Source organism: Pseudomonas sp. 2024-210, from assembly GCF_045062345.1.
GTDB lineage: Bacteria > Pseudomonadota > Gammaproteobacteria > Pseudomonadales > Pseudomonadaceae > Aquipseudomonas.
The window spans coordinates 130835-157206 of record NZ_JBJGEJ010000001.1; the positions used below are offsets into that span (position 1 = coordinate 130835).

31 protein-coding genes and 1 tRNA gene are annotated in these 26372 nt (G+C 53.8%); 17 read left to right on the plus strand and 15 right to left on the minus strand.

Going from position 1 to position 26372, the window contains the following annotated elements; genetic code table 11:
* Positions 1 to 68: 68 nt before the first annotated feature.
* The 4 genes from ACI7MX_RS00605 to rpoE form a co-directional block, all read right to left on the minus strand.
* Positions 69 to 1496 (minus strand): DegQ family serine endoprotease, encoded by a 1428-nt coding sequence (locus ACI7MX_RS00605; protein WP_405586337.1) that lies wholly within the window; start codon positions 1494 to 1496, stop codon positions 69 to 71.
* A 177-nt stretch (positions 1497 to 1673) separates the two neighbouring features.
* Entirely contained in the window at positions 1674 to 2636 is a 963-nt protein-coding gene (locus ACI7MX_RS00610) for a MucB/RseB C-terminal domain-containing protein (RefSeq protein ID WP_405586334.1), read from the minus strand.
* 8 nt (positions 2637 to 2644) lie between these two features.
* A complete protein-coding gene (locus ACI7MX_RS00615) occupies positions 2645 to 3235 on the minus strand; it encodes an RseA family anti-sigma factor (RefSeq protein ID WP_314484903.1) in 591 nt (196 codons plus the stop codon).
* A 31-nt stretch (positions 3236 to 3266) separates the two neighbouring features.
* Entirely contained in the window at positions 3267 to 3848 is a 582-nt protein-coding gene (rpoE, locus tag ACI7MX_RS00620; protein ID WP_003172477.1) for an RNA polymerase sigma factor RpoE, read from the minus strand.
* A gap of 509 nt (positions 3849 to 4357) precedes the next feature.
* Here rpoE and nadB point away from each other — a divergent pair.
* The gene (gene nadB, locus ACI7MX_RS00625; RefSeq protein ID WP_314484905.1) at positions 4358 to 5974 is read left to right on the plus strand and encodes an L-aspartate oxidase; all 1617 of its coding nucleotides are present in this window, start codon (positions 4358 to 4360) and stop codon (positions 5972 to 5974) included.
* On the opposite strand, the gene ACI7MX_RS00630 is transcribed toward nadB, so the two are convergent.
* Entirely contained in the window at positions 5943 to 6395 is a 453-nt protein-coding gene (locus ACI7MX_RS00630; protein WP_405586329.1) for a protein YgfX, read from the minus strand. The two genes, nadB and ACI7MX_RS00630, sit on opposite strands and share 32 nt — an antisense overlap.
* Positions 6379 to 6633: a succinate dehydrogenase assembly factor 2 gene (locus tag ACI7MX_RS00635; protein WP_314484911.1), complete on the minus strand. Its 255-nt coding sequence runs from the start codon at positions 6631 to 6633 to the stop codon at positions 6379 to 6381. Before ACI7MX_RS00635 ends, ACI7MX_RS00630 begins: the two co-directional genes overlap by 17 nt.
* Before the next feature lie 151 nt (positions 6634 to 6784).
* Here ACI7MX_RS00635 and ACI7MX_RS00640 point away from each other — a divergent pair, with 151 nt between their 5' ends.
* Both ACI7MX_RS00640 and ACI7MX_RS00645 read left to right on the plus strand, forming a co-directional pair.
* Positions 6785 to 7726 carry a YgfZ/GcvT domain-containing protein gene (locus ACI7MX_RS00640; protein WP_405586326.1) on the plus strand — a complete coding sequence of 314 codons (942 nt, stop codon included), beginning with the start codon at positions 6785 to 6787 and terminating at the stop codon, positions 7724 to 7726.
* A 38-nt stretch (positions 7727 to 7764) separates the two neighbouring features.
* Positions 7765 to 8583, plus strand: coding sequence for an HDOD domain-containing protein (locus ACI7MX_RS00645; protein ID WP_314489387.1), 819 nt, complete (start codon positions 7765 to 7767; stop codon positions 8581 to 8583).
* Positions 8584 to 8598: 15 nt separating this feature from the next.
* On the opposite strand, the gene ACI7MX_RS00650 is transcribed toward ACI7MX_RS00645, so the two are convergent.
* Entirely contained in the window at positions 8599 to 10020 is a 1422-nt protein-coding gene (locus ACI7MX_RS00650; RefSeq protein ID WP_405586323.1) for a sensor histidine kinase N-terminal domain-containing protein, read from the minus strand.
* Positions 10013 to 10684 (minus strand): response regulator, encoded by a 672-nt coding sequence (locus tag ACI7MX_RS00655; protein WP_314489395.1) that lies wholly within the window; start codon positions 10682 to 10684, stop codon positions 10013 to 10015. Before ACI7MX_RS00655 ends, ACI7MX_RS00650 begins: the two co-directional genes overlap by 8 nt.
* Positions 10685 to 11060: 376 nt before the next feature.
* Here ACI7MX_RS00655 and ACI7MX_RS00660 point away from each other — a divergent pair, with 376 nt between their 5' ends.
* The 7 genes from ACI7MX_RS00660 to ACI7MX_RS00690 all read left to right on the plus strand — a co-directional run bounded on the left by ACI7MX_RS00660 (position 11061) and on the right by ACI7MX_RS00690 (position 16302).
* The gene (locus ACI7MX_RS00660; RefSeq protein WP_405586321.1) at positions 11061 to 12038 is read left to right on the plus strand and encodes a Bug family tripartite tricarboxylate transporter substrate binding protein; all 978 of its coding nucleotides are present in this window, start codon (positions 11061 to 11063) and stop codon (positions 12036 to 12038) included.
* Positions 12039 to 12096: 58 nt separating this feature from the next.
* Entirely contained in the window at positions 12097 to 12555 is a 459-nt protein-coding gene (locus tag ACI7MX_RS00665; RefSeq protein ID WP_314489400.1) for a tripartite tricarboxylate transporter TctB family protein, read from the plus strand.
* A gap of 1 nt (position 12556) precedes the next feature.
* The gene (locus tag ACI7MX_RS00670; RefSeq protein WP_314489403.1) at positions 12557 to 14071 is read left to right on the plus strand and encodes a tripartite tricarboxylate transporter permease; all 1515 of its coding nucleotides are present in this window, start codon (positions 12557 to 12559) and stop codon (positions 14069 to 14071) included.
* Complete coding sequence (locus ACI7MX_RS00675) at positions 14064 to 15098, plus strand: AbrB family transcriptional regulator (RefSeq protein WP_405586317.1); 1035 nt, start codon at positions 14064 to 14066, stop codon at positions 15096 to 15098. Before ACI7MX_RS00670 ends, ACI7MX_RS00675 begins: the two co-directional genes overlap by 8 nt.
* A gap of 149 nt (positions 15099 to 15247) precedes the next feature.
* A complete protein-coding gene (locus tag ACI7MX_RS00680; protein ID WP_314489406.1) occupies positions 15248 to 15514 on the plus strand; it encodes a helix-turn-helix domain-containing protein in 267 nt (88 codons plus the stop codon).
* Between the two features lie 34 nt (positions 15515 to 15548).
* Positions 15549 to 15959, plus strand: a complete 411-nt coding sequence (locus ACI7MX_RS00685; RefSeq protein ID WP_405586314.1) for a head completion/stabilization protein — start codon at positions 15549 to 15551, stop codon at positions 15957 to 15959.
* Positions 15949 to 16302: a putative holin gene (locus ACI7MX_RS00690; RefSeq protein WP_314489411.1), complete on the plus strand. Its 354-nt coding sequence runs from the start codon at positions 15949 to 15951 to the stop codon at positions 16300 to 16302. The genes ACI7MX_RS00685 and ACI7MX_RS00690 overlap by 11 nt, the downstream gene beginning before the upstream one ends.
* 1 nt (position 16303) lies before the next feature.
* Here ACI7MX_RS00690 and ACI7MX_RS00695 read toward each other — a convergent pair whose 3' ends face one another.
* Positions 16304 to 16723: a helix-turn-helix domain-containing protein gene (locus ACI7MX_RS00695; RefSeq protein WP_314489414.1), complete on the minus strand. Its 420-nt coding sequence runs from the start codon at positions 16721 to 16723 to the stop codon at positions 16304 to 16306.
* A gap of 338 nt (positions 16724 to 17061) precedes the next feature.
* On the opposite strand from ACI7MX_RS00695, the gene ACI7MX_RS00700 reads away from it, so the two are divergent.
* Together ACI7MX_RS00700 and ACI7MX_RS00705 are read left to right on the plus strand one after the other, a co-directional pair.
* A complete protein-coding gene (locus ACI7MX_RS00700; protein ID WP_314489416.1) occupies positions 17062 to 17337 on the plus strand; it encodes an ogr/Delta-like zinc finger family protein in 276 nt (91 codons plus the stop codon).
* Positions 17334 to 17693, plus strand: a complete 360-nt coding sequence (locus ACI7MX_RS00705) for a hypothetical protein (protein ID WP_405586310.1) — start codon at positions 17334 to 17336, stop codon at positions 17691 to 17693. The genes ACI7MX_RS00700 and ACI7MX_RS00705 overlap by 4 nt, the downstream gene beginning before the upstream one ends.
* A 101-nt stretch (positions 17694 to 17794) precedes the next feature.
* On the opposite strand, the gene ung is transcribed toward ACI7MX_RS00705, so the two are convergent.
* Complete coding sequence (gene ung, locus ACI7MX_RS00710) at positions 17795 to 18487, minus strand: uracil-DNA glycosylase (RefSeq protein WP_405586307.1); 693 nt, start codon at positions 18485 to 18487, stop codon at positions 17795 to 17797.
* Positions 18488 to 18710: 223 nt separating this feature from the next.
* Here ung and ACI7MX_RS00715 point away from each other — a divergent pair, with 223 nt between their 5' ends.
* From ACI7MX_RS00715 to ACI7MX_RS00725, 3 genes are all read left to right on the plus strand, one after another.
* Positions 18711 to 18932: a cysteine-rich CWC family protein gene (locus ACI7MX_RS00715; RefSeq protein ID WP_314489426.1), complete on the plus strand. Its 222-nt coding sequence runs from the start codon at positions 18711 to 18713 to the stop codon at positions 18930 to 18932.
* 33 nt (positions 18933 to 18965) lie between these two features.
* Positions 18966 to 19658 (plus strand): pseudouridine synthase, encoded by a 693-nt coding sequence (locus ACI7MX_RS00720; RefSeq protein ID WP_405586304.1) that lies wholly within the window; start codon positions 18966 to 18968, stop codon positions 19656 to 19658.
* A 162-nt stretch (positions 19659 to 19820) separates the two neighbouring features.
* Positions 19821 to 19894: transfer RNA gene (locus ACI7MX_RS00725), tRNA-Gly, on the plus strand.
* Between the two features lie 81 nt (positions 19895 to 19975).
* Here the strand turns inward: ACI7MX_RS00725 and ACI7MX_RS00730 are convergent.
* The 4 genes from ACI7MX_RS00730 to ACI7MX_RS00745 form a co-directional block, all read right to left on the minus strand.
* A complete protein-coding gene (locus ACI7MX_RS00730; RefSeq protein WP_405586301.1) occupies positions 19976 to 21256 on the minus strand; it encodes a diguanylate cyclase domain-containing protein in 1281 nt (426 codons plus the stop codon).
* 74 nt (positions 21257 to 21330) lie between these two features.
* Positions 21331 to 21966 carry a LysE family transporter gene (locus tag ACI7MX_RS00735; RefSeq protein ID WP_314489435.1) on the minus strand — a complete coding sequence of 212 codons (636 nt, stop codon included), beginning with the start codon at positions 21964 to 21966 and terminating at the stop codon, positions 21331 to 21333.
* A gap of 145 nt (positions 21967 to 22111) precedes the next feature.
* Positions 22112 to 23269: a phospholipase D-like domain-containing protein gene (locus tag ACI7MX_RS00740; protein ID WP_405586298.1), complete on the minus strand. Its 1158-nt coding sequence runs from the start codon at positions 23267 to 23269 to the stop codon at positions 22112 to 22114.
* Between the two features lies 1 nt (position 23270).
* Complete coding sequence (locus tag ACI7MX_RS00745; RefSeq protein WP_314489440.1) at positions 23271 to 23861, minus strand: YceI family protein; 591 nt, start codon at positions 23859 to 23861, stop codon at positions 23271 to 23273.
* 251 nt (positions 23862 to 24112) lie between these two features.
* On the opposite strand from ACI7MX_RS00745, the gene olsB reads away from it, so the two are divergent.
* Together olsB and ACI7MX_RS00755 are read left to right on the plus strand one after the other, a co-directional pair.
* Entirely contained in the window at positions 24113 to 24868 is a 756-nt protein-coding gene (gene olsB, locus ACI7MX_RS00750) for an L-ornithine N(alpha)-acyltransferase (RefSeq protein ID WP_314489443.1), read from the plus strand.
* Positions 24868 to 25668 (plus strand): lysophospholipid acyltransferase family protein, encoded by an 801-nt coding sequence (locus ACI7MX_RS00755; protein WP_405586295.1) that lies wholly within the window; start codon positions 24868 to 24870, stop codon positions 25666 to 25668. Before olsB ends, ACI7MX_RS00755 begins: the two co-directional genes overlap by 1 nt.
* On the opposite strand, the gene ACI7MX_RS00760 is transcribed toward ACI7MX_RS00755, so the two are convergent.
* The gene (locus ACI7MX_RS00760; protein ID WP_405586292.1) at positions 25649 to 26278 is read right to left on the minus strand and encodes an ACP phosphodiesterase; all 630 of its coding nucleotides are present in this window, start codon (positions 26276 to 26278) and stop codon (positions 25649 to 25651) included. The genes ACI7MX_RS00755 and ACI7MX_RS00760 overlap by 20 nt on opposite strands.
* Between the last annotated feature and the right edge of the window lie 94 nt (positions 26279 to 26372).

The following is a 26372-nucleotide window of genomic DNA, read 5'->3' on the forward strand; positions in this document are numbered from 1 at the left end:
CATCTTTCGATACGGGCTTTTCCTTGCGTAGCCTAATGCACGTGCTACGGGTTATGCATGAGCATCAACTATTCAGCCAGCTTGAAGGTAATGAAGCTGGCACGGCCCTGACGCAGAACCCGCATCGATACCGAACGGTTTTTCGGCAATGCCTTGGCAATATTAGCGAACTCCTTGGCATTGTTGATGGCTTGGTTGTTCAAGTGGGTGATCACGTCGCCCGGTTGCAGACCGATCAAGGCCGCTGGACCGTCCTGAACATCCTTGATGATGACGCCGCCCTTGATGTCGTTGGCTTTCTTCTGCTCTTCACTCAAGTCCGCCACAGACACGCCCAGACGATTGCTGCTTTGCTCGGCACCGGTGAGCGCGTTCATTTCCTTGCCTTCGTCAGGGATAGCACCCACTGTCAAGTCAAGGGTTTTACGCTTGCCGTCACGCACGACTTCAAGGCTCGCTTTGCTGCCCGCCTTGAGTGCGCCGACCAGGTGCGGCAGGTCAGCAGACATTATGATTGGCTGACCATTCATGCTCAGAATCACGTCGCCCACTTGCAGACCACCTTTAGCTGCCGGACCGTCATCAAGCACCTGAGCCACCAGCGCACCGGCCGGTTTTTCCAGACCGAATGACTCGGCCAGATCCTTGTTGACCTCCTGAATAACCACGCCCAGCCAGCCGCGGCTAACCTTGCCACCCGCCTTTAGCTGGTTGGCAACATCCATCGCAACGTCGATAGGAATCGCGAAAGACACGCCCATAAAACCACCTGAACGGGTGTAGATCTGCGAGTTGATGCCGACCACTTCGCCCGCCAGATTGAATAGAGGCCCACCCGAGTTACCCGGGTTGATTGGCACGTCTGTCTGGATAAAAGGCACATAACTTTCATTCGGCAAGCTGCGATTGATTGCGCTGATAATGCCTTGGGTCACGGTATGGTCAAAACCGAACGGAGACCCGATCGCCACGACCCATTGACCCGCTTTAAGGTCCAGAGATTTGCCCAGTTTCAGGACAGGCAAATTTTTGCCATCGATTTTCAACAAGGCAACATCGGAGCGCGGATCGGTGCCGATAACCTTGGCTTTCATTTCACTGCGATCGGACAGGCGCACGATGATTTCATCAGCATCGGCCACCACATGGTTGTTGGTCAGAATGTAACCATCCGGCGAGATGATAAATCCCGACCCCAGCGACTGTGCTTCACGCTGCCGTCCGCCCTGGCCGCCACGCGGTTGTGGGATGCTGCGCTCAAAGAAATCACGGAGGCCGGGTGGCAGACCTTCCAGGTCAGGCATTTGGCCCATGCTGGAAATACGGCGATCCGGAAGTTTTTGCGTGGTACTGATGTTCACCACCGCCGGCGAAGCTTGCTCAACCAGCTGTGTGAAGTCAGGTAGCTGTGCCTCAGCCAAGGCTGGCACTGCCTGCCCGAGCATCAGTACGGCTGCAAAAATGGGTAAATAAGATTTCAATCGAGGCATCGACATACAGCTCCCGTTATTAGCAGCAAAGTTAAGCGGCAGGCACCAAAAACCAAGGCCAAAGCATAGACCGTTTTTCAGCCCCCCGAAAACAAACAAGGCCAAAGCCTTTCAGGACTCTGACCTTCATAAAAAGATAACAGATTGGCAAACTGAAATTGTCACCTGCCATGTCTGACCGCCCTAAGGTTTGGCCTGAGCAGGCACACCGCCTGAGCGCATGGACAGCGCGATACGCTCCGCGGTGCCCATTGGAATTTCGCCTACCACGGTCGCCATCATATCGCCGTCCGGGCTGGTGAGATGCCGTGAAACGGCAACAGTTGGACCCAGTTGCAAGCGGCTGTCGGGAGCCGAAGCACCAAGTAACGGTTCAAGAAAGACCGAGAAACGGGTCAAGCCATCGTCATACAACAGGTTAGTCACTTCGGATTTGGTCTGAGGATCTCGGGTAACAGAACTACCGACCAGCTCAAAACCCGAAGGCAACCAGTCCGAATGCCAGACGTGGGATGATTTGAGCGCAGTCGCAGAGGTGTTGGAGGCAACCACGGGAAGGCATCGGCCTACAGGCTGAAGCTGGCTCTCGTCGGGTGCAGAAGGCTCAAACGTGGCGAACTGAAAGCGTTCCAGCAATTGCCCTTTGTCATTGAGCAGCAAGGACTTGAGGGTCACACCGGTTTCGCTGTCCAGATAAAGCTCAAACCCGTAACGATGCTGATCGCGCGGGGTCAAGGTGATCACTTCAACTGCCCGACCGGCAACCCGCGAGTCCCCTGTCTTGGCCACTGAATACCAATTAATCAACTTTTGCGCATCAAACTTGCGCGTTGCGGCAACACTGACATTGCCTAGTCCGGAAATCGTCTTGCCACCGACACACGCGGTGCGTCCATCACTGCGAACTACCTCCTGAGCAGCGCCATCCAGTTGCATCAACCGTTCGCGCGTTTTGCCATCCAGCACGCTGTGCCAAATACCATGGGTAGAAAAACTACCATTACGCTCGTAGACGAAAGTGCCTTGATAGCTTTGCTGTTGCTCAGCCTGCCCAAGACGTTTAAGCCAGTCCAAGGCTTCATCCGCCTGGGCAGGAACGGCAAACCAGCCGCTGAGCAGAAGAGGTAACAGAGGTAGAACGCGCATCATGTTCCTTAACGATTATCCAGGCTTGCAGCACGTGCATAAGGCAGAGGGCTTTCGGAATCTTTCATAGCAGCCTGCTGAGCGTGCTGACGCAGATAACCCGGCAGACGCTGATCTTGCCAGCCCGGCTGACCTTGCAGCACACCATTGGCCATCGGGCCGGTGCCCTGCTCGGCGCTCTCACTGTAGTTGGCCAGTACTGCTGGGCCTTTGACAGTAGGCGTAGTCACGCTTTGCGGACTGCTTTGCTGAGCAAGTTGAGCACCGACGATGTCGTCCTGGTTGTACAGGCGTACTCCCGCCAACACAGCGACGGTGACCGAAGCAGCAACGGCCAGACGGCCAATACTGCGCCACGGACCCCGCACAACTTTGGCTGGGGTATGCTCTTCGGCCAAAGCGGCCGAAACGGCAGATGCGATGTCCAGACGCGGAACTAGCAAGTCCTTGTGCATGACCGCACGGGCCACTTGGTAACGAGACCAAGTATCACGTGTTTGTGTATCGTCAAAGGCATTCAATACCCGACGTAGTTCCAGTTCGTCCGCTTCGTTATCCATCACCGCGGACAGCGATTCCTGCAGGGCTTCACGACTCATGGCGGTTCCTCTCTTGGCTGTAGCCGCTGTCTCAGTTTTCCTGCAACAACGGTTGCAGGGCTTTATCAATGGCTTCCCGAGCGCGGAAAATCCGGGAGCGCACGGTACCCACCGGGCATTGCATGACGCTCGCAATGTCCTCGTAACTCAGACCATCAAACTCACGTAAAGTTAACGCGGTTCTCAAATCTTCTGGCAGTTGCTGAATGGTGCGGTGGACCGTGCCCTCAATCTCGTCACGGAGCAAAGCGCGCTCCGGCGACTCCAGATCCTTGAGACCGTGATCCCCATCATAAAATTCAGCGTCTTCAGAACTCACATCACTATCGGGCGGACGACGACCCCGTGACACCAGGTAGTTTTTCGCCGTATTAATGGCGATGCGATAGAGCCATGTGTAAAAGGCGCTATCACCGCGAAAATTACCAAGTGCCCGGTAAGCTTTAATGAAAGCTTCTTGAGCGACGTCCTGGGCTTCATGGGTGTCGTGCACAAAACGCACGATCAACCCGAGAATTTTGTGTTGATACTTCAACACGAGCAGATCAAAAGCTCGCTTGTCGCCGCGCTGTACGCGTTCGACCAGTTGCTGATCCTCTTCCTGGGTTAGCATGAATACTCCTCATAAGACCGAGAGGAAGATTGCTTTGCTAATTGATCAGGCTTGCAAACATAGACTCGGGCTTTACACAAAAGTTCTCTCCCCCTTGGCAAGTTTCCTGCGCACTCGAATTTGGCACGCACGAAAAACACAGCTCGGGCCTGCCCGGCTGCGTCGATAATCTTGTCGCCAGCGCGTACATTTCAGGTCGAAACACAAACCTTGCTGCACTGCGGCGCTGTTTTCCTCCATGAAGGACAACCCTCTATGGAACCCTTGGCGATCAGAAAAGTTCAAAAAGTCTCGTACCAAACCCCATCTTCTAGACGTGGGGAGAAGGTCACCCGTTGATTCACCCTGTGAGACCATGCCGATTATATGTACAAATCGACATGCAGGCGCTTCCAGTCTGAGGCACACTTGCCCCCCGCTGTACTTTCGAAATGCCACCAAGGCCCGGCTATTGTGCCGATCCCCCCCTCTATATACTAGTGGGCGCTTTTTTTGCGGACGTCAGAAGAATGAGCCAACATTTTCAACATGATGTGCTGGTGATTGGCAGCGGCGCTGCTGGTTTGAGCCTGGCCCTGACATTGCCCGAACACCTGCGCATTGCTGTACTGAGCAAAGGCGATCTGGCCAATGGCTCGACGTTCTGGGCGCAAGGTGGCGTAGCTGCCGTGCTGGACGATACCGATACCGTACAGTCGCATGTCGAAGACACGCTCAACGCCGGTGGCGGACTGTGCCATGAGGATGCGGTGCGCTTCACCGTTGAGCATAGCCGAGAGGCGATTCAATGGCTGATCGATCAAGGTGTGCCGTTTACCCGTGACGAACCTGCCGACCCCGACCATCCGGGGTTTGAGTTCCATCTCACCCGCGAAGGCGGCCACAGTCATCGCCGAATTATCCACGCTGCCGATGCAACCGGCGCGGCGATCTTCAAAACCTTGCTCGATCAGGCTCGCCAGCGACCCAATATTGAGTTGCTCGAACAACGCGTGGCCGTTGACCTGATTACCGAACCGCGACTGGGTATTGAAGGCGATCGTTGCCTGGGCGCTTATGTGCTCAACCGCACGAGCGGTGAAGTGGACACGTTTGGTTCGCGCTTCACCATACTGGCCACGGGCGGCGCCGCCAAGGTGTACCTGTACACCAGCAATCCCGATGGTGCCTGCGGTGATGGCATCGCTATGGCATGGCGTTCAGGCTGCCGCGTGGCCAATCTGGAATTCAATCAGTTCCACCCAACGTGCCTGTATCACCCTCAAGCCAAAAGCTTTTTGATCACCGAAGCCCTGCGTGGCGAAGGTGCTCACCTCAAACTGCCCAACGGTGAGCGTTTTATGCACCGCTTCGATCCGCGAGGCGAATTGGCCCCACGCGATATAGTGGCCCGCGCCATCGACCACGAAATGAAACGTCTGGGCATTGACTGCGTGTACCTGGATATCAGCCATCAACCCAGTACGTTTATCAAAACCCACTTTCCGACGGTGTATGAGCGCTGCCTGGAATTCTCTATCGATATCACTCAACAGGCGATTCCAGTGGTGCCTGCGGCGCACTACACCTGTGGCGGTGTGATGGTCGACGGCTATGGCCGCACCGATGTTCCGGGTTTGTATGCCATTGGTGAAACCAGTTTCACCGGGTTGCACGGCGCCAACCGAATGGCCAGCAACTCACTGCTCGAATGCTTCGTTTACGCACGGTCTGCCGCCCAGGATATCCTTGCCCAGTTGGAACACATCGCCATCCCGTCAGCATTGCCGAGCTGGGATGCCAGCCAGGTCACCGACTCGGACGAAGACGTGATCATTGCTCACAACTGGGATGAGTTACGCCGTTTCATGTGGGATTACGTTGGCATCGTGCGAACGAATAAGCGCCTGCAGCGTGCACAGCATCGAGTGCGCCTGTTACTGGACGAAATTGACGAGTTTTACAGCAACTACAAAGTCAGCCGCGACCTGATCGAGTTGCGTAATTTGGCACAAGTTGCTGAGTTGATGATCCGCAGCGCAATGGCGAGGAAAGAGTCACGAGGCCTTCACTACACACTCGACTACCCGCAGATGCTGCCCGATGCGCTCGATACTATTCTGGTGCCAACCACCTACGCCGGCTGAACTTGAGTCGTACGCGCAAACGCCGGTGCTGATCCGGCGCCAGCGCGTTATTGGGAATACACACAGCCCGAACACGCCACTCGCCGCTCAATCTGAAGCGCACAATCACCACAAAAGGCAACGCAAGGCTGTCGCGACGCAGTTGCATGGTTTGCCAACCCGCGCCACGACTCCACAATTGCCAACCCTGTGCATCGCAACGCATTGCACTGAACGCCTTTGAGTGGGTCAGCGTGATATGTCTGGGCACCGTCCAAAGCCCATGCGCCAAACACAAAAGGGCTGTGAGCATGTGCGCCCAGACGGGAATAGCAAGAAGGCAATTTGCGATCAGCGCCAGCGACTGGGCTGCAAGATACGCCGCCAGCAACTGCCCGGAGGCCTGCCAGCGGCATTCGAAATAATTACTTGGGCTGGACACGGTCCAAAATCATGCGAACCATGCGCTGCAACTCCGGATCTTCAGACTCCGAGCGTTCCATAAACCAGCCGAACATGTCCTGGTCTTCGCACTCAAGCAGCTTGCGATAGCCTTCGCGGTCGACATCATTAAGGGTGGCATACACTTCCTTGACGAAAGGCACCAGCAGAACGTCAAGTTCGAGCATGCCGCGGCGGCTGTGCCAGTAGAGACGATTGAGTTCAACATCTTCGACCATGGAGCGTTCCTCAACAAATAGAACGCAAGTATACAGGCCGATCCACTCTAGAACAGTCGGCTTTGGTCGCTCATCGTTGATCCTTGTGAACTACCCATTTGCGGATCGCCCCTCTATGATGTGTCCCAGACTTTATTACCTGCGATGACTCATGGCCGACTCTGCTTTTTTCTGCACCCTGTCTCACGAAGGCGTTCTCGCTGTTATCGGCAACGACGCCAGCAAGTTCTTGCAGGGCCAATTGACCTGTAACCTCAATTACCTGAGTGAAACCCGCTCAAGCCTGGGTGCCCGGTGCACGCAAAAAGGCCGGATGCAGTCCAGCTTTCGCATCGTCCTTGAGCCTGAGGGCTGCCTGTTGGCAATGGCGCGCGAGCTGGTTGAGCCTCAGCTGGCAGACCTGAAAAAATACGCGGTATTCTCTAAATCAAAACTGACCGATGACAGTGCCCGCTGGACGCGTTTCGGCCTCTACAAAGCTGACGCAGCACTGAGCAGCCTGGGAATACATCTGCCAGCCGAGACTGACAGTGTGGTCCGGGCCAACGGTCTGATTGCCATTCGTGCCTCTCATGAACGGGCTGAATTATGGGCACCGGCCGAACAGTCCGAAGACCTTTCACAGCGCCTCAAAACGCAACTGACTGAAGCCGATCTCAATCAATGGCTGCTCGGGCAGATTCGCGCCGGCATCGGTCAGGTCATGGCTGAAACCCGCGAACTGTTCATTCCACAAATGCTCAACCTGCAAGCAGTGGGCGGCGTCAGCTTCAAAAAAGGCTGTTACACCGGCCAGGAAATCGTCGCGCGCATGCAGTACCTGGGCAAACTCAAGCGTCGCATGTACCGCCTGTCGCTCGGCTCCACTGAGCTACCGCCCCCTGGAACGCCCCTTTTTGCCCCTGATCACAACAGTGCGGTAGGCGAAGTGGTGGTTGGCGCCTACGCAGAAGAAGGCATTGAATTACTCGCCGTTCTGACCGCTGATGCCGTTGAAGCAGGCGAGATTCATGTGGGTGAGGCGCAAGGTCCAAAGCTGACGGTGCTTGACTTGCCTTACACCCTGGACCGCGATCGAGAGATCCAGCGCTAATTGCCACACTTTGAATCGCGGTACGGTAGAGAACAGAAATGAGCATGTTGGCGCACAAAGTCCAAATGGACTTGATTAAGGCCATCGATAAGGATGACCTGGTTTTGCCGACGCTACCGGAAGTGGCGTTAAACATCCGCAAGGCAGCAGAAAATCCTGAAATCAGCGTCAGTCATCTGAGTAAAGTCATCGGTCGTGATACCGCATTGACTGCGCGCCTGATTAAAGTCGTCAACAGTCCCCTGTTAAGATCGCTTTATGAGGTGACTGACCTGCACACTGCCATCACTCGCCTGGGCATCAACTACAGCAGCAATTTGGCAATCGGGCTGGTCATGGAGCAAATCTTCCATGCCCGCTCGGAAGTGGTCGAACAAAAAATGCGTGAAGTCTGGCGCGAAAGCCTGGAAGTTGCTGGTATCTGCTACACCCTGTGCCGGCGCTATACCTCACTTAAACCCGACCAGGCAGCACTGGGCGGATTGGTTCATCAAATCGGTGTGCTGCCGATCCTGACTTATGCCGAAGACCACAACGAATTGCTTTCGGATCCGGTTTCACTCAATCACGTCATTGAATGCATCCACCCGTTGATTGGTGACAAATTGCTCGCCGTCTGGGAGTTTCCGGAAATGCTGGTAAAGCTGCCGGGTCAATACCTCGATTTCAGTCGAAATTCAGAACACCTCGACTATATCGACTTGGTGCAAATCGCGACGCTTCTGTGTTCGCAACGGTGCGAGACCGTACTTAGACGCGAACTGAGCGTCCTGCCTGCCTTTTTAAAATTGGGGATAGACGCTGACAGCCCTCAGTTGCTGAGCGAATTAAACACCGCGCGCGCAATGTTTATTTAAGGCAGGCCGCAAGGTCTACCTTCCTTCATCTGCCTCGCCGCCCCGCGCACCGTTCGTTTGGACAAAACTGACGCGTACTTTCAACCCGCCTTGCTCTCCATCATGCAAGCTGATGCGTGCCCTGTGTGCGCGACAAATCTCACCCACAATCGCCAACCCGAGGCCCGATCCAGCCACGTGCTGGTTGCGTCGATAAAACCGCTCAAACACCCGTTCGCGGTCTTCAAAGGGAATCCCTGCCCCGTCATCCTCGACCTCCAGCACCGCTTGCGGTGTGACTCGCAAGATCACATTGCCGCCTGTGGGCGTATGCGCCATCGCGTTATCGAGCAAATTATTCAATAACTCACTGAGCAATGTCGGCTCGCCACGCAGCCAGACCGGATGATCGGCCTCCAGTGCCAACGCAACCCCCCGGGCATGCGCCAAAGGGGCCATGGCCATGCCCAGCTCCCGGGCCAGTTGGCTGAGGTCGAGCCTCTGAGCGCCCCCTTCGGCTATCGCTCGCGCACCATTCTCGATTCGAGCCAGTGACAGTAATTGATTGGCCAAGTGGGTCAATCGGTCTGTCCCTTCCACGGCCTGCTCCAGCGTACTACGCCAGGTCGCAGGATCATGGGCGCGCAAACCCAACTCAAGGCGGGCCTTGATGACGGCTAAAGGCGTACGCAACTCGTGTGCCGCGTCCGCAATAAATTGCGACTGACGTTCAAACTGCCCACGTAAACGCTCGGTAAAGTGGTTGAGCGCTTGCACCAAAGGTCGCAACTCACGCTGCACCGCCACTTGCGGCAACGGCGTGAGGTCATCCGGCTCACGCTCTTCAACGGCACGCCGCAAGCGTTCCAGCGGTCGTAAAGCGGCACTGACGGCCAGCCATACCACCAGTAATGCGCCCAACCCCAACATACCCAAACACAGTAACGTGTCAGCCATCAAGCTGCGAGCCATCGCAACACGCGCCTCATCGGTTTCGGCCACCCGAATTTCCGCCATGCCATTCATGTTTGGCTCACTCACCGCCTTGAGCAGACTCACCACACGCACGTTCTGGCCTTGATACTGGCCATTGTAAAAACGCGCCAAGGCCGGATAGTCATCCGTGCGGGGCGTACCGGAGGGTGGCGCGGGCAAATTTTCATAGCCAGAAATAAGGCGCTGATGAATATCATTGACCTGATAGTAGATACGGCCCGCACTGTCGTAGGCAAACGTGTCGAGGGCAACATAGGGAACATCGGCGCTCAAGCTGCCATCGCGCTGCGAAAGGCCAGCAGCAATGGTGCGGGCTGATGCCAGCAACGTTCGGTCATACGCCGTATCGGCAGCCTCTCGGCCGTTGTAATACGCACTCAAACTGCTGGCCAGCATCAACACCACCAGCATCAATGTCAGGTTCCACAGCAAGCGCCAGCGCAAGCTGTCGAGCTTAAGCATCGCGACTTTCCAGTAAATAACCCAACCCCCGGAATGTCACAATCGCCACGCAATGACCATCAAGCTTTTTTCGCAACCGGTGTACATAAATCTCGATGGCGTCAGCACTCGCTGCTTCATCCAGGCCAAAGACCTGCGCGGCTAATTGTTCTTTGCTCATCACTCTGCCGGGCCTTGCGATCAAGGCTTCCAGCACGGCCTGCTCACGAGAAGTGAGATTGAGCATTTCATCACCCAGGCTAAAACGCCGCGTACTCAGGTCGTAGACCAGCGCCCCACATTCCTGCAGACGCTCGCCCCCCATCACGCTGCGCCGCAACAAGGCTTTGACCCGTGCCTCCAGCTCCGTCAACTCAAACGGCTTGGCCAAATAATCATCGGCGCCCAGATTCAACCCGTGAACGCGGTCACGTACGTCGCTGCGCGCTGTCAGCATCAATACAGGGAGGTTCTTGCCACGCGCCCGCATACGTGCAAGTACCTCAAACCCGTCCATACGTGGCAGTCCGACATCAAGGATCACCACGGCATATTCTTCACTGCTCAACGCCAGGTCGGCAGCCACCCCATCGTGCAGCACATCGACGTTCAAACCCTGTGTTTTCAGGGCTTGAGCCACACTCTCGGCCAACTGCAACTGATCTTCGACCAAAAGAACACGCATGAAAATTGCCTCATTATTTTTGTGCGGAGTTTACAGACGCTGAGACGCTTGTGAAGGGCAAAAAACAGTGCCTGCCCACTGAAAGGTTAGCGAAAGGTTGGGGGATTAGGATCAAGAAACCAACAGTAACAATTTCACACGCTGTAAGTGTTACGGTCAGAAAAACGCCTCGAAGCGTTTTCGACGAATAAAAATAATAACGGAGCACCTCATATGTTAAAGCCTGCTTTCAGCGCCAAAGCCTTCCCCCCCTCTTGCTCAATCGCTCCTATCTCCCTGACGTTGCCCTCTTGAATGAGCGAAACCTGACGCAAGCGTTTTTGGCTGACGAATAACGTCATTGCCCCCTAAAAACAATAACTCCTGTGGAGACAACATGAATCTTTCATTGCGCTCTGTAGCACTTGCTGCCAGCTGCATGCTGCTCGCTGGCCAATTAATGGCTGAACCTAACCGCCCGGAATGTATCGCTCCGGCTTCACCCGGCGGTGGTTTTGACTTGACCTGCAAGTTGGCGCAAAGCGCGCTGGTCAGTGAAAAACTGCTCAGCAAACCAATGCGCGTGACTTACATGCCCGGAGGCGTGGGAGCAGTGGCCTATAACGCCGTCGTGGCGCAACGCCCCGGTGATGCGGGCACAATCGTGGCGTGGTCAAGTGGCTCTCTGCTTAACCTTGCCCAAGGCAAGTTCGGGCGTTTCGATGAAAACGCCGTCCGCTGGCTAGCGGCCGTCGGCACGAGCTACGGAGCCATTGCAGTTAAAAGCGACTCCCCCTACAAGAATCTCGATGATCTGGTTCAAGCCCTGAAAAAAGACCCTGGCAAGGTGGTTATAGGTTCCGGCGGCACCGTGGGCAGTCAAGACTGGATGCAAACGGCATTGATTGCCAAAGCAGCCGGCATCAACCCTCGCGACTTGCGTTACGTGGCCCTCGAAGGGGGCGGCGAAATCGCCACGGCGTTGCTAGGCGGCCACATTCAGGTAGGCAGCACTGACATCTCCGACTCCATGCCCCATATCCAGAGCGGTGATATGCGCATCTTGGCAGTGTTCTCGCAGGACCGTCTGGATGAGCCGGACATGAAAGACATTCCCACTGCTAAAGAACAAGGCTACGACATTGTGTGGCCGGTGGTGCGCGGTTTCTATCTCGGGCCAAAAGTCAGTGATGAAGACTACGCGTGGTGGAAAGCCTCTTTCGACACCCTGTTGGCCTCAGAAGACTTCGCCAAACTGCGCGATCAGCGCGAACTGTTTCCCTTTGCCATGACCGGCCCCGAGCTGGATACCTACATAAAGAAACAGGTCGCAGATTACAAAACGCTGGCCAAAGAATTCGGCCTGATTCAGTAACCTTCGCTGATCGCAGGCTGCGCTCATTATTCAATGTGGCGCAGCCCTGGAGTGCACCATGCTCTTACAACGCATTTTTGCTGCGGCGCTGCTGCTCGTCTGCATGGGACTGGCAGCGATGGCATGGCCCTATCAGGCCGCCTTTTCTTACGAACCTGTAGGGCCCCGGGCCTTCCCCTTACTGATGCTTGCCCTGATGGGAGTTGGCTTGATCTACATGATCTTTCGCCCATCTCCTGTGGTGCATAGCGAAGAAGACCCGAAACTCGATCGCCAAACCCTGACCAAGATTGCTCTATGTGTCTTACTGCTGCTGGTGTTCGCCGGCACTTTCGAACCCCTGGGTTTTATCCTGAGCAGCATCCTCATCGGCATCCCCATGGCACGCCTGTATGGCGGCCGGTGGTTACCCAGCATCGTGGTCGTCAGCTTGATCAGCATCGGCCTTTATCTGCTGTTCGATAAAGCAATGGAAGTTCAGCTGCCGCTGGGTTTGCTCGACATTCTGGAGAACTGATATGGATACTTTCAGCTATTTAGGTCAAGGCTTCGGGGTCGCGCTCAGCCCTTACAACCTGATCACCGCGCTGTGTGGGACATTAATCGGCACCGTCGTCGGATTACTGCCAGGGCTTGGGCCCATCAACGGCGTCGCGCTGCTGATTCCAATCGCTTTTGCTCTGGGCTTACCCCCCGAGTCCGCCCTGATTTTGCTGGCTGCCGTGTATCTGGGGTGTGAATACGGCGGTCGCATAAGCTCAATCTTGCTGAACATACCGGGCGAAGCCTCGACTGTCATGACCACCCTCGACGGTTATCCAATGGCCCGTAAAGGGTTGGCAGGTGTGGCGCTTTCGCTTTCAGCCTGGAGTTCCTTCATTGGCGCCTTTATTGCGACCTGCGGGATGGTGCTCTTTGCGCCCCTACTGGCCAAATGGGCGATAGCCTTCGGCCCGGCCGAATATTTCGTACTCATGGTATTTGCCATTGTCTGTTTAGGCGGCATGGCGGGAGATCGTCCACTTAAAACATTTATCGCCGCGCTGATCGGATTGTTCTTGTCGGCAGTGGGTATCGATGCGAACAGCGGCGTCTACCGTTTTACAGGGGACAATATCCATTTGACTGACGGCATTCAGTTTGTCGTGCTGGTACTGGGCTTGTTCTCGATCAGTGAAATTCTGTTGCTGCTGGAAAAAACCCACCGCGGACAGGAAGCCGTAAAAGCGACAGGTCGCATGCTGTTCAACTTCAAGGAAGCGTCTTCTGTCTTTGTCGTGAACATACGTTGCGGTTTGCTCGGGTTCATCATGGGTGTACTGCCGGGCGCAGGAGCCACCCTGGCAAGTGCCGTAGCCTATATGACTGAAAAACGTCTGGCCGGAACATCAGGCACCTTTGGTCAAGGCGACATGCGCGGCTTGGCGGCACCCGAAACCGCCATTGGCGCTTCGGCGTGCGGCGCGCTCGTACCGATGCTGACATTAGGTGTGCCGGGGTCTGGTACTACGGCGGTGATGATTGGCGCACTGTCGCTGTACAACATCACCCCTGGCCCGCTGTTGTTTCAACAGCAACCCGACATCGTATGGGGCCTTATCGCGTCCTTGTTCATTGCCAATATTATGCTGGTGATCCTCAACATCCCGATGATTCGTTTATTCACCCGCATCCTGTCCGTTCCCAATTGGGCGCTGGTTCCTGTGATTGCGATCATCACGGCAATTGGTGTCTATGCCGTGCATGCAACCACGTTCGATCTATTCCTGATGATCGGTATTGGCATCTTTGGATACATCCTGCGTAAGCTCGATTTCCCGCTTTCCCCCGTACTGCTGGGCTTTATTCTGGGCGGCTTGATGGAACAGAACCTGCGCCGCGCATTGTCCATTTCCAACGGTGCGCTGGAAATCTTGTGGGCCAGCCCTATCACTATGGGCGTGTGGGGGCTGACCATCATCATGTTATTGATGCCTTTACTCCGTATCTGGCGTAAACACAGTGCGCAACGTCGTGCTTTGAATCATGCCTGAACACGGGCTCAAGCACTGGTGGGGGACGCCGCTGACCGGATTGGCCGGCGGCTATCTCGCCAGCCTGATCGGTTGGCCACTGCCTTGGATGGTCGGTTCCTTACTCGCCATCATCCTCGTACGCTGCCTGACGCCCTGGCAGTTGGAGGAAATTCCAGGCGGCCGTAAATGCGGACAATGGATTATCGGCATCGCTATTGGCTTGCACTTTACCCCCATGGTCATGGAGCAAGTGCTGGCGCATTTTGGACTGATCTTTATCGGCGCGCTGCTCACAAGCGCGTCGAGCATTATTGGTGTGTGGCTGATGCGCAAAAGTGGTGAAGACCGTGCAACTGCATTCTTCTCCAGCATGCCCGGTGGCTCGGGCGAAATGGTTAATCTCGGTGCGCGCAATGGCGCCGTTTTAAGCCGTGTTGCCGCAGGACAGAGTCTGAGAGTACTGACTGTAGTGCTCTGTATTCCAGCCGCCTTCAAGTACTGGCTCGGCGATGGAGCCATTGCCCTGCAAACCGCGCCGGTCAATGTCTACTGGTTAGCCCTGTTGTTTCCTGCTGGTGCGTTCATGGCCTGGATATGGCAGCGCTTGCGTCAACCCAATCCCTGGTTATTCGGCCCACTCTTGGTCAGCGCCAGTGTAAGCATTGCGTGGGATTTACATATCGGCCTGCCCGAGGGGAGCAGCCAAATGGCTCAGTGGCTGATAGGCAGCGGGCTGGGTTGCCACTTCAACAGGGCTTTTTTCCGTCGAGCACCTTCATTCATAGGCCGCACTTTATTGGGTACCGCGATGACCATGCTGATCGCGGGTCTGTGCGCAGTGGGTTTAAGCAGCCTGACCCAACTGGATTTGCGCTCCATGACACTCGGCATGATGCCCGGTGGCATCGCAGAAATGAGCCTGACTGCAGAGATGCTGCAACTTTCAGTTCCTTTGGTCACAGCCTTGCAAGTCATGCGTTTGCTCTTCGTCTTATTTCTGGCGGAGCCCTTATTTAAATACTGGGTGCGGGCCGATTCTCGGTAAGCTTATCTCCCAACTTATCGTAGGAAAATTCACAACATGTGAATGACGTTCCTACAACCTTGTTTCGTTGTTGACGTGGCATAAGAGCGATTATTTTTAAAGCTCCAGAGCTTTCTTGCTCTACACAACAGCTGAAGCAAAGGACACCTATGAAATACTTCTCACACCCTAAGTCCGGTAGCACGTCTATAGCCGACACTCCCCAATCATTAATGCCAAGGCTCACTCAAAAAGAACAGGAAATACTGGGCTGGTGCGCCTTGGGTAAAACCAGCGCTGAAATGGCAATCATATTGAATCGCTCTGAAACAACGATCAATTTTCACATTGCCAACTTGCGGGTCAAATTTGGCGTTACGTCGCGCCATGCTGCCGTATTAAAAGCCATTAAATTCGGCATGCCTCTACTGCCCTGACCGGGACTTGCAAACCTAGCCAAAGGACATTGTCATGACCCTACATACAGCTGTCACGCCCTCCTCTCACTACCGCGGTGATGATACGTTTTGGCCGGCCATTGATTTGGCAGAGTTACGGCGAGTACTCACATTAAGCTCTGCCATTAGTGAGGCACGGCTTAAAGTAGCCATGATGGGTGCGACATCAAAAATTCATCGACTGCTGGCCGCCTGGCGATTCAAATTACGCCAACAAGGCTTTGTGCATTTAAATGACGTACCCGCACCCACGTTCAACAATTGTTCAATACTCGTCACTCATTACCTCAATGCGGTTGAAATAGCCACGGCGACTGAGCTCTACCATTTAGTTAGAGTGGCAGAATGCGGAAGAACTTGCGCGCCAGATCCGTTTAGAAAAAAGAGCCTTTCAACGGGTGAGGCGCGACATTATGACGATTGAAATAGTTGACCTCACTCATCACTGGTTGTTCGATGCGACACTGAACATCTTCGTCACTATCATCGATAACGAAGTGATATTTGGAGCCTGTCTGGGATCCTGGGTAGCAACGGGCACACGTCGAGACATGAAAGCCTGGAAACAACTCGGGTCATTTCTTCTGAGCGCCTGTGTAGGCTATTTATTTACACCTGTGGCGCTGCCTCACCTGACGGGTTTTTCAGCAGGTGCTACCGCCTTTTTTTGCGCACTGGTCGTTATCCCCATCAGCATAAAAATAATGAAATGGGTTATCGTAACCGACGTAGCAGATATCTTACGTCGTTTCAAGGGCCCTAGATAAGTCACGCGTGACTTATCAAAATTTCCAGGCGCGCAGATAACTCCTCAACACGATTAGTTAACTCTTGAAGGTGGCGCTTATCCTCAACAAGTTTATAAATATTGCGCTGATCCGAAGCTTCCAGAACACGAAACATTACCAACATTTTTTGTTCATGAGCCGCGAGGGTGTGGGTGCAAGTGAAAGGGTCTGAATGTAATGGCAACAACATTTCTCCTCGTCCAGCCAACAGCCAATCAAGAGAAATACCACGCTCCCGGGCTAATTCTATGCATATGGAATAGGGAATGCTGTCACGCCCTTTCCAGCTACTGAGTGTCTGCGGGCTAACGCCAAGGGCTTCAGAAAGACCCGCATCTGTCTTTACCTGAATTATTTTTTTCAATCTTCCGAGTATTTCAATAGATTTTTTGTTACTCACTTTGAATTATTCCAATTTGACTTTACTGAGTTTTTCGGCAGAATTTACGCTTAATGAATACTTTTAAGACCGTCGATATGCAACTTAATACGTCAGAAATAAAAAGTCGGAAAAAAAATACAACTAGGAAAACATCCAAGAATCTTAAAATACGCGAAGAATTCGCTCAACCATTTCTATTTTCCTTACACACGAAGTAAAAAAGGCGCACTTTTCACGTAAAGCTATCCAAAACCTACATACACCTGAACCGAGGCAGGATCAACGGATTGGTCTTTTTTTGAAATTAATTTGCTTGTTTAAAAGAGCACTCAACGCTAGTTCAATTGGAGTCAATCATGAGTACCTACAAAATGGTTTGTCCGCACTGCCTAAGCAAAATGCGTATTCGTACCAGCGAGGGTCGGCATATTTTCTTACGTGTGGCCTATTTACAATGCACCACAGAAGCCTGCGGCTGGTCTGTCAGGGCCGAATTTGAAATGACCCATGAGCTCTCTCCAAGTGGTATGCCAAACCCCAATGTTCATCTTCCCTGCGTTAACAGGGAACTGCGCCAAGCTGCACTGCCCACTAAACAACCGGCCGAAGAAGCCGTAGGGGTTAGGTTATGACATTTAACCATTCAGACATTAATACACATAAACATATTCAACAGTCTGCACTTATGTTTCTAAAGCGCCACCATGCTCGACACATAGGGAATGACCAGAAACTTTTTCACACCACAGTTAATCATTTAATTTCAAGTTATGGGCTCAGCCGTTCTATTGCGGAAAAACTGACCAGCCTTGCTGACAGTGATTTGCAAATCGCCCATCAGCGTCGACGCCTGGAATTAAGCGCCAGTAGCGACAAGCTTGCAATGATCACTGATCCTGATAGCAGTATGAAGTGGGCAGTCCCAGTTACTGTTATTGCAGAACAGGTGAGAGATGCTCTGGATAATAGTCGACTGCGACTTGTTTGATTTATAAAACGCCCCCTCACACCAGGCAGCCTTACCTGGTGTGCAAAAAGCCAAGGACTTTGGCTTACCTGCATACAACGGATGCCGATGGTATCTCGCATTTAATCGACAGGCAGTTTCCAGTCGATAGGGGCCAACCCATTGTGCTCTAGAAACTTGTTAGTTCGACTAAAGTGCCCATTCCCTATAAAACCGCGGTACGCGGAAAGCGGCGATGGATGCACTGACGTGAGCACTAGATGCTTGGTTGCATCTATCAGTTTCTGTTTGCTTTGCGCATGGGCGCCCCATAGCAAAAAGACCAACTTTTCCTGGTGCTCGCTCACCACCTTAATAATTTGATCTGTAAAATGCTCCCAGCCTTTTTTCGCGTGCGAAGCCGCATTCGCGCGCTCGACAGTCATCGTCGTATTGAGCAATAAAACCCCCTGCTTTGCCCAACTCTCCAAGCAACCATGGGGGGCAATATCTATATTCAGATCACGCTTGAGCTCTTTATAAATATTGACCAGCGAAGGCGGTACTGGAACACCCGCCTGAACTGAAAAACACAGCCCGTGCGCCTGTCCTGGCCCGTGATAGGGATCCTGCCCAAGAATGACTACTTTGACGCCATCCAGAGGCGTTAAATTAAGCGCATTGAAAATAAGCGGCCCTGGGGGATAAATTTCCTTACCGGCAGCATGCTCTTGACGCAAAAACTCGCGCAACGAGGCCATATAGGGCTTTTCAAATTCATCACGCAAAGCCTGTTTCCAGCCTGGCTCAAGTTTTATACGGTCATCCGACATCATGGCAACACCCTGAGAATCAATGGAGCGGACACTAAAAAAGCTCAACACGCTTGTCAATTGATCTGTACGGAAATGGGCTATGAATAAGCACATGGCTCATCGCCCCGGCGTGCCAATAAAATCATGCTGCAACCTGCCTGATCTCAAAGATCTTGACGCACACACGACACACGACGCTTACAATTAAACGTATTCACGCAAATTGACCACCGGACTGACTGCCATGATTTCACCCTCCCTTTGCCCCGTATGCGGAGCGCGCAATGATTGCGCACTGGCAAGCCCCGAACTGGCTGCTCACCCCTGTTGGTGCTACAACGTCAGCATCAATCCGGAACGCTTAAAAGCGTTGCGAGTCGAGCAACTAGACCTCACATGCCTTTGCCCGCGCTGTGCAGAGGTAGAAAAGCAATTACCTTCAGCGCAACCTCAAGGCCTCGCGTAAGATACCCGCTTGAATCTCAAGTGATTGATCGCTATGCGTGTAGACCGCTTTCTGAGCAACTTGCCCCAGTTCAATCGCGCGCAAGCTCGGCTGGCACTTGCAGAAAAACGTATCAAAGTCGACGGGCGCATCGTTAGCGATCCTCAGCATGAGATCAGACCTTTCTGTTGTATCGAGTTCGACGGTCATACCTTGCAAGCTGGCAAGTCAGCGCGTTACTTCATGCTGCACAAGCCGCCCGGCTGTGTCAGCGCAACGCAAGACCCTGAGCATTCAACCGTTCTGGATCTGTTCAATGAGCCTGACAAGCATGAGCTGCATATTGCCGGCCGACTGGATTTTAATACCAGTGGGTTGATGCTGATTACCAATGACGGGCATTGGTCGCGACGCCTGACCCAACCCGAAACTAAAATGCCCAAGGTTTACTACGTCGAAACCGAGCAGCCTATAGGCGTCGAGTACATTGCGAAGTTCAATGAGGGCGTTTATTTCGCTTATGAAGATCAAACCACCCTACCCGCGCGGCTTGAATTGCTAGGGGCGCACAGTGCTCGTTTGAGCATCGTTGAGGGACGTTACCATCAGGTCAAACGGATGTTTGGTTTTTTCAATAACAAAGTCGTGCATCTGCACCGTGAAAGCATAGGGCCTTTGGTACTGGACAGCCGACTTGCGCCAGGCCAATACCGCGCACTTACCGCTGAAGAGATCGCACAGTTTTAAACCCGAACGAAGGCTGTTCCAGGAGACAGATCTGCCGATCTGTGGTCAATTTGATCAAGCCAATGTTGGACGCGACGCTCTCGCAATGACTGCAAATGACTCATTCCAAGAATAAAAACTTCTCATCTGCTCTGACTTCTGGTACAAAGTCAGCCGCTTCAAGCGGGTATAGTTTAGTGGCAAAACGAAAGCTTCCCAAGCTTTAGTTGAGGGTTCGATTCCCTCTACCCGCTCCACTTCTTTATGGCTCAAACCTCCAAGTAACCTTTAGTGGTTGGCCCCAGCAACATCCCGCTTCCATTGCCAGACCTGCCTGATCAACGCCTCATCTTTTTATCCCTGTACATCGCCGTGTCTGCATGACACAGCAGTTGCCGGGAGTGCTCGCCATGCTCTGGATATACCGCCCACCCAATACTGAGAAAAATGCTGAGTGTTTGCCCTTCAACCAATAATGGCTGACTAAGCTGTTGGCGTATTTTGTCGGCGACCATCAGCGCGTCCTCAGATTGCCTGAGGCTTTCCAGTATCAAAACAAACTCATCGCCGCTCATCCTTGCCACCGTGTCACTTTCCCGAACGCTCTGCTTCAAGCGATGGGCAATCTGTTGCAATAACGCATCACCGACAGCATGCCCATAGTTATCATTGACGGCTTTGAAGTGATCCAGATCGATAAAAAGTACCGCCAGACACGTCTGCTCCCTCTGCGCTCGAGCTAGCGCACTCTTCAGGCGCTCATAAAAAAACTCTCGATTTGGCAATTGAGTCAATGCATCGTATTGAGCCAAGAACTGCAGCCTGTCAATGAGCTGTTTTCGCTCAATCGCGGCTGCCACTTGGGTCGATACGAACTGCAAAAGCTCTTTGTGCGATTCACTGTAGCGTTCATCGCCCAAGGAGCTTTTGACGACCAACGCCCCAATAATACGGTTGGGGCTTACCAGTGGCACACATAACCAAGAACAGGAGGCTTCACTGCAGCGCAACACAGCCTGACCACTGCTAATGACTTCACCACTCAACTGCCGTACTTCGGTCAGTTGCGAGTGAGCATGATCATCAACGTGGTAAGGGAAACTTATCGCGCCCTCCTCTTGATCGCAGAGTGCTACTGAAAAATTCAAGGCCGGTAACCACTGCCCGATGAGCAAATGCACGCGCTTGAACAGTTCGAGCATGTCTTGAGCCCCGTGAGCAGCTTCTGAAATCGCGAAAATAGCCTGCTGACGTAACTCGGCATTCTTGCGCTCAGTAATATCGCGAGCCACTGCCACGCGTATCTGATAGGTCTGCGACCAGCGTGCAGACCACGAAATATGCACCACTTGACCATCCTTGCGCATATATCGGTTTTCAAAGTTGAACTTGGGTTCACCGGCCATGATTTCATCTGCCGCCTGCAACGTGCGTTCACGATCAGCCGGTAGTACAAGCTCCATCATGGGCTGCCCAATCAGCTCATGTTGCTCATAACCAAAAATGCGTTCGCAAGCAGCACTGACATACACAAAGCGACCATTACGGTCGACCACGCAGATGGCATCGAGTAACAGGTCAATGAAACTGACTTGAGACAGGTATCCTTTTATGTCCATAGCCAACTAGGCGCCTCAAGATTTGACGTGGTTAACTTCCTGTTCTTCAACCCGGCCACAAACCTGACCGCGTATCACCGAATCACGTGCAACAAGCCGGGCAACGCATTCATCAATGCACTGATGGCAAACCCGATAAACATAACCCCGCACAATCGGGTAATCAGCAACTCATGACGCTGATACACCGCACGGACGTGCGCGGCACCTACAACACCGATCAAAATCAGATAAGCAGCAGCGCCGCCCACAAAACTCAAGGCAATCAGCCACGGCAACATGTCCCAAGTCAACAGTTGTGCGCGACTGGAAAGCAGCGCAGTAAAGGTTGCGACTGCAACCGGATAGGCTTTAGGGTTGGTCAGCCCAAAGACCACGCCGTGGGCAAAGGGCTGACGAGAAGGACCTTGCTGGCCATCACTGCTGCGTTGAGCACGCACTGCACGCAGTCCTAACCAAAATAGATAAAGACCACTGATCAAACCGAGCACATTGAAAGTGGTATTGCCAAATTCACGCGCGCCCACGATGGCAATCAGTGCGGTACTGCACCACAACACATCCCCCAGCAAATGCCCGCATAAAAAACCGGCTCCGGCACGACGACCACGAGCGGCTCCGATACCAAAGACGGCCAAAACTCCAGGCCCGGGAGTGATGCCATAAATAAAGCCTGACGCCAGTACAGCCATTAATAACGACGCAGTCATGCAAAGTGCTCCTTGAGATCATCCCTGCCCCTCTCCAGCGCTTGCAAGGTGCGCTCGATTTTGCACGCTCTGCCAAACGCTGCAACTGGAGCCTGAATAAATATCTGCGTGGATTTCTAAAAAGAGGCCAGACCACGTACCAAGCTTATTGTCGACGACCCAGAATATTCACCACCAGACGATCCACCCAGCCCCAAATCCGCTGTTTGACGCGCCCCCAAAGCGGCCTTGTTTGCCAGTCTTGCAGACTGATTGGCAGGCTTTGACTAAAGTCGTTCATAAAACTGACGACCACGGCCTGCGTCAATACAGGATCGAGTGCTTCAAGGTTGGCTTCAAGGTTAAAGCGCAAATTCCAATGATCGAAATTGCAAGAGCCCAGACTGACCCAGTCGTCGACCAAGACCATCTTCAAATGCAAAAAACACGGCTGATATTCGTATATTTGTACGCCTGACTTCAGTAGCCGCGGGTAATAGCGGTGTCCCGCGTAACGTACAGACGGATGATCGGTGCGCGGACCGGTCAATAACAGCCGCACATCCACCCCTCGATGCGCTGCTCGTCGCAGAGCACGGCGCACGCCCCATGTAGGCAAAAAATACGGAGTCGCCAACCAGATGCGCTCCTTTGCACCGTTGATGGCCTGTATCAGCGATTGCAGGATATCGCGGTGCTGATGCGCATCGGCATAGGTCACACGTCCCATGCCCTCGCGCTCCAGAGGTGCGCTCGGCAAACGCGGCAACCCAAAGTGAGTGGCGGGCCGCCACGCCTTACGGCTTATATTGGCGCGCCATTGACGATCAAACAGCATTTGCCAGTCTTGAACCAAGGGCCCCTTAATCGCAACCATTACCTCATGCCACTCGCACGTATTGTCATCAGGCTGCCAGAATTCATCTGTAACGCCTGTGCCACCGACCACCGCCAACTTCTGGTCTACCAGCAACAACTTGCGATGATCGCGATAGAGGTTATTGCCCCCCCGACGCCAGCTCAGCGGATTGTAAAACCGCAGTTCTACACCGGCATCCGTCAAGCGACGACGCAGCCCCATGGTAAACGCCAGGCAGCCATAGCCATCGAATAAGCAGCGCACCCTCACTTCACGCCGGGCGGCCTGCTCCAGCGCTTCAACGATGGCTTCTGCGCAACGACCTGCCTCTACCAGATACAGCTCCAGATCCACGTGTGCTTGCGCCTGATCAATAGCGGCCAACATTCGAGGAAAAAATTCAGAGCCGTCAATCAGCAATTCAAATTGATTGGCACCGCGCCACGGGAACACTGCGCCCGCCATGTCAGCGCGCCGTAAAAATCAGTACCGCACCCACCGGTACCGAAAAACTGATGGCCGACAAACCCGCTATTTTGCGCAACGCCTCAAGCTCTGGTTGTAAACCAAAATCCTCAGCCTGAAGCATCAACGGCTCAAGGGTTACCACTTGAAAGCGGCGCTCATCGAGACGGGTAGCCAGCAATTGGGCTTCATAGGTGTGTTGTTTGCCTCGCAAGCTGACCGTGACAGGCAGGTGCAACTCCAGTTGCGCCCCGTTGGCCAAGTCATTGATAGGTTGCAAATCAATCTGAGCGGTGACCTGGGCTTCAGGGAAGTGCTTGAAATCAAATAACACGTCGCGCATGCGCTCATCGCGCAAAGGCACTGCGCTGTTGACCGAATCCATTTCGATACGCAATTGCGCACGGCCATTGCGCTCCACTTTGCCGTGCAACACTAGAAAACGATGAATATTCGAAACATTCGCATTGTGCGTCGTAATGAAAGACAGCCGTGACGACTCTCCGTCAAGGTACCAGTTGGCCTGGGCCGACAGGCTCACACCAAGCGTCAGCATCAAGGCACAAACAGAAGATAGGAGCGTTTTAAACATAAAAACTCATCGGCAGATAAACGTAGGCGAACATTACCCTGAGATCACAGTATGGGCAGGATTTTCTTACATTTCCCTATGACGTTGACGCAGATCCACAGTTCCGCTTGCACCAGTCCACGCAACCTCTGTCATACAAGCGTCATCCCGCCGTCATGCTGATGACATTGCGCCTGCCTAGCTTGAAGTTGCACACCTCAGTCGCTTGGCAGAAACCCAAAGCTGGCAAATAGCCTGCACGGAGATTCGCAATGTCTCAGATCGCCCGTATTCGCGCCGCGTCCCCAGAACGATGCTTGCAGGCAGAACGCTTGACCACTTCCAACGCTGTGCGTGAAGCTCAAGCCCTGCGCTTTCGTGTATTTAGCGGGGAATTGAAGGCGACCCTCAAAAGTGCCGTTCCTGGGTTGGACATCGACACTTACGACGCTCATTGCGCCCACATCGGTGTGCGCGACCTCAATAGCGGCCAATTGGTCGCCACCACTCGCTTGCTGGATCATGAAGCAGCAAAGCGTGTGGGCCACTTTTACAGTGAGCAAGAGTTCAGCCTGAACGGTCTTGCCCGCTTAAAAGGATCAGTGCTCGAGATTGGTCGAACCTGTGTCGATCCTGCTTACCGCAATGGTGGCACCATCGCCGTGCTCTGGGGGGAACTGGCTGAAGTCCTCAACCAAGGTGACTATCACTACCTGATGGGCTGCGCCAGCATCCCGATGCAGGACGGCGGCATCCAAGCCCAGGCCATCATGCAACGCTTGCGCGAGCGATATTTATGCACCGAGCATTTGCACGCTCAGCCGAAAAAACCGTTGCCGCCACTGGACATACCGGCCAACGTGATCACCCAAATGCCTCCCTTGCTCAAAGCCTACATGCGTCTGGGCGCAAAGATATGCGGCGAACCCTGCTGGGATGAAGACTTCCAGGTCGCCGATGTCTTTATTCTGCTTAAGCGTGATGAGCTGTGCCCGCGTTACGCGCGTCACTTCAAGGCGGCGATGTGATGAAGCGCCTGCGCCAATACACTCGGTTGGCACGTGCTCTGGGCGTAGTAGCGCTGGGGTTGGGCATGGCTTGCGTCTTTGGGCTGCTGGCGCATGTGCGGCCGAGCAAGACGCCGGCGCTGCGGCAACGGTGGTCACAGTTCTTTATGGCTCGCCTGAGCAATGCCCTGCCCTTTCGCATCACGGTAGTGGGCGAGCTGCCCGCAACGCCCATGCTATGGGTCAGCAACCACGTGTCGTGGACCGACATTGCGCTGCTTGGGCAACTGACGCCACTGTCTTTTTTATCCAAGGCAGAAGTGCGCGCATGGCCCGTGGCAGGATGGCTGGCGGTAAAGGCCGGGAGCCTTTTTATTCGTAGAGGTGCAGGCGAGAGTCATCACATACGCGATCAGATGAAGCGCCATCTGCAACAACAGCTTCCCCTGTTGATATTTCCCGAAGGCACCACCACCGACGGGCGTTCGGTGCGTACGTTTCATGGTCGATTGTTGTCGGCAGCCACTGAAAGCCAAGTGCACATACAACCTGTCGCCATTCGCTATTTACGCAATGACGAGACTGATGGGCTTGCACCCTTTGTGGGTGATGACGACTTGCTGTCCCACCTGCTGCGGTTGTTCGCGCACGATCGGGCCAATGTAGAAATCCACCTGCTTGAACCGATCGATAGCCATCAACACTCACGAGCAGTGCTCGCCCATAGGGCACAAGAAGCCATCAAACAGGCCTTAACAGGATCGACACGCTCTTGTGCGACAGAGTCTCAGGATGATGGACTTACCCTTCAGAACGCTTGAAAGACTCGCCTGCATTGCCAGCAGGCTCACATTTACCGCTCATTTGAGAGGCGGAAAAAGCCTGCAGTTGAGGGTAAAACGCTCGAAAATCCTCACTAAGCGGTTCATACAAAACCCGCAAATCCTGCATGGCCCCCGCCAGCTCCTCAGGCTTCGACAGACGCTGCGCAATTCCCTTGAACACTCGCTCCAGAACCGAAAACTGCCGATACGAACCCAGCCAGTCATGCGCAGCCATATGTGGCGCGATAGCAGCCAAGCGTTTGGGCAATTGCGGTTGCGCCTCAAGCACTCGGTAAAAGCCCGCAGTAAAACGCTCTAATGGGATCTGGGCGTATAACGTCCAGTCCCGCGCCAGGCAATGATCGAAAAAAACATCCAGCACAATACCCGCATAACGCCTACGGGTATGGCTAAAGCGTGACAGGGAGCGCTCTACCAAAGGATGAGCGTCTGTGAATACATCAATGCTTCGGTGCAGCTGTATCGCTGATTCGATGACAGGGCTGTACTCACCTTGCAGCCGGCCTTTGACGAAGTCGCCATAAAGACTACCGAGCAATTCTTCAGGCCGCTGGCCGCCGAGGTGCAGATGTGCGAGATAATTCATGCCGCGCAGTTTAGCACTGCCACTCCAATATCGTTATAACCCGATATACCGATTTGAGCTGACCTCAGATCGATTTCATATTTGTATATCGCGA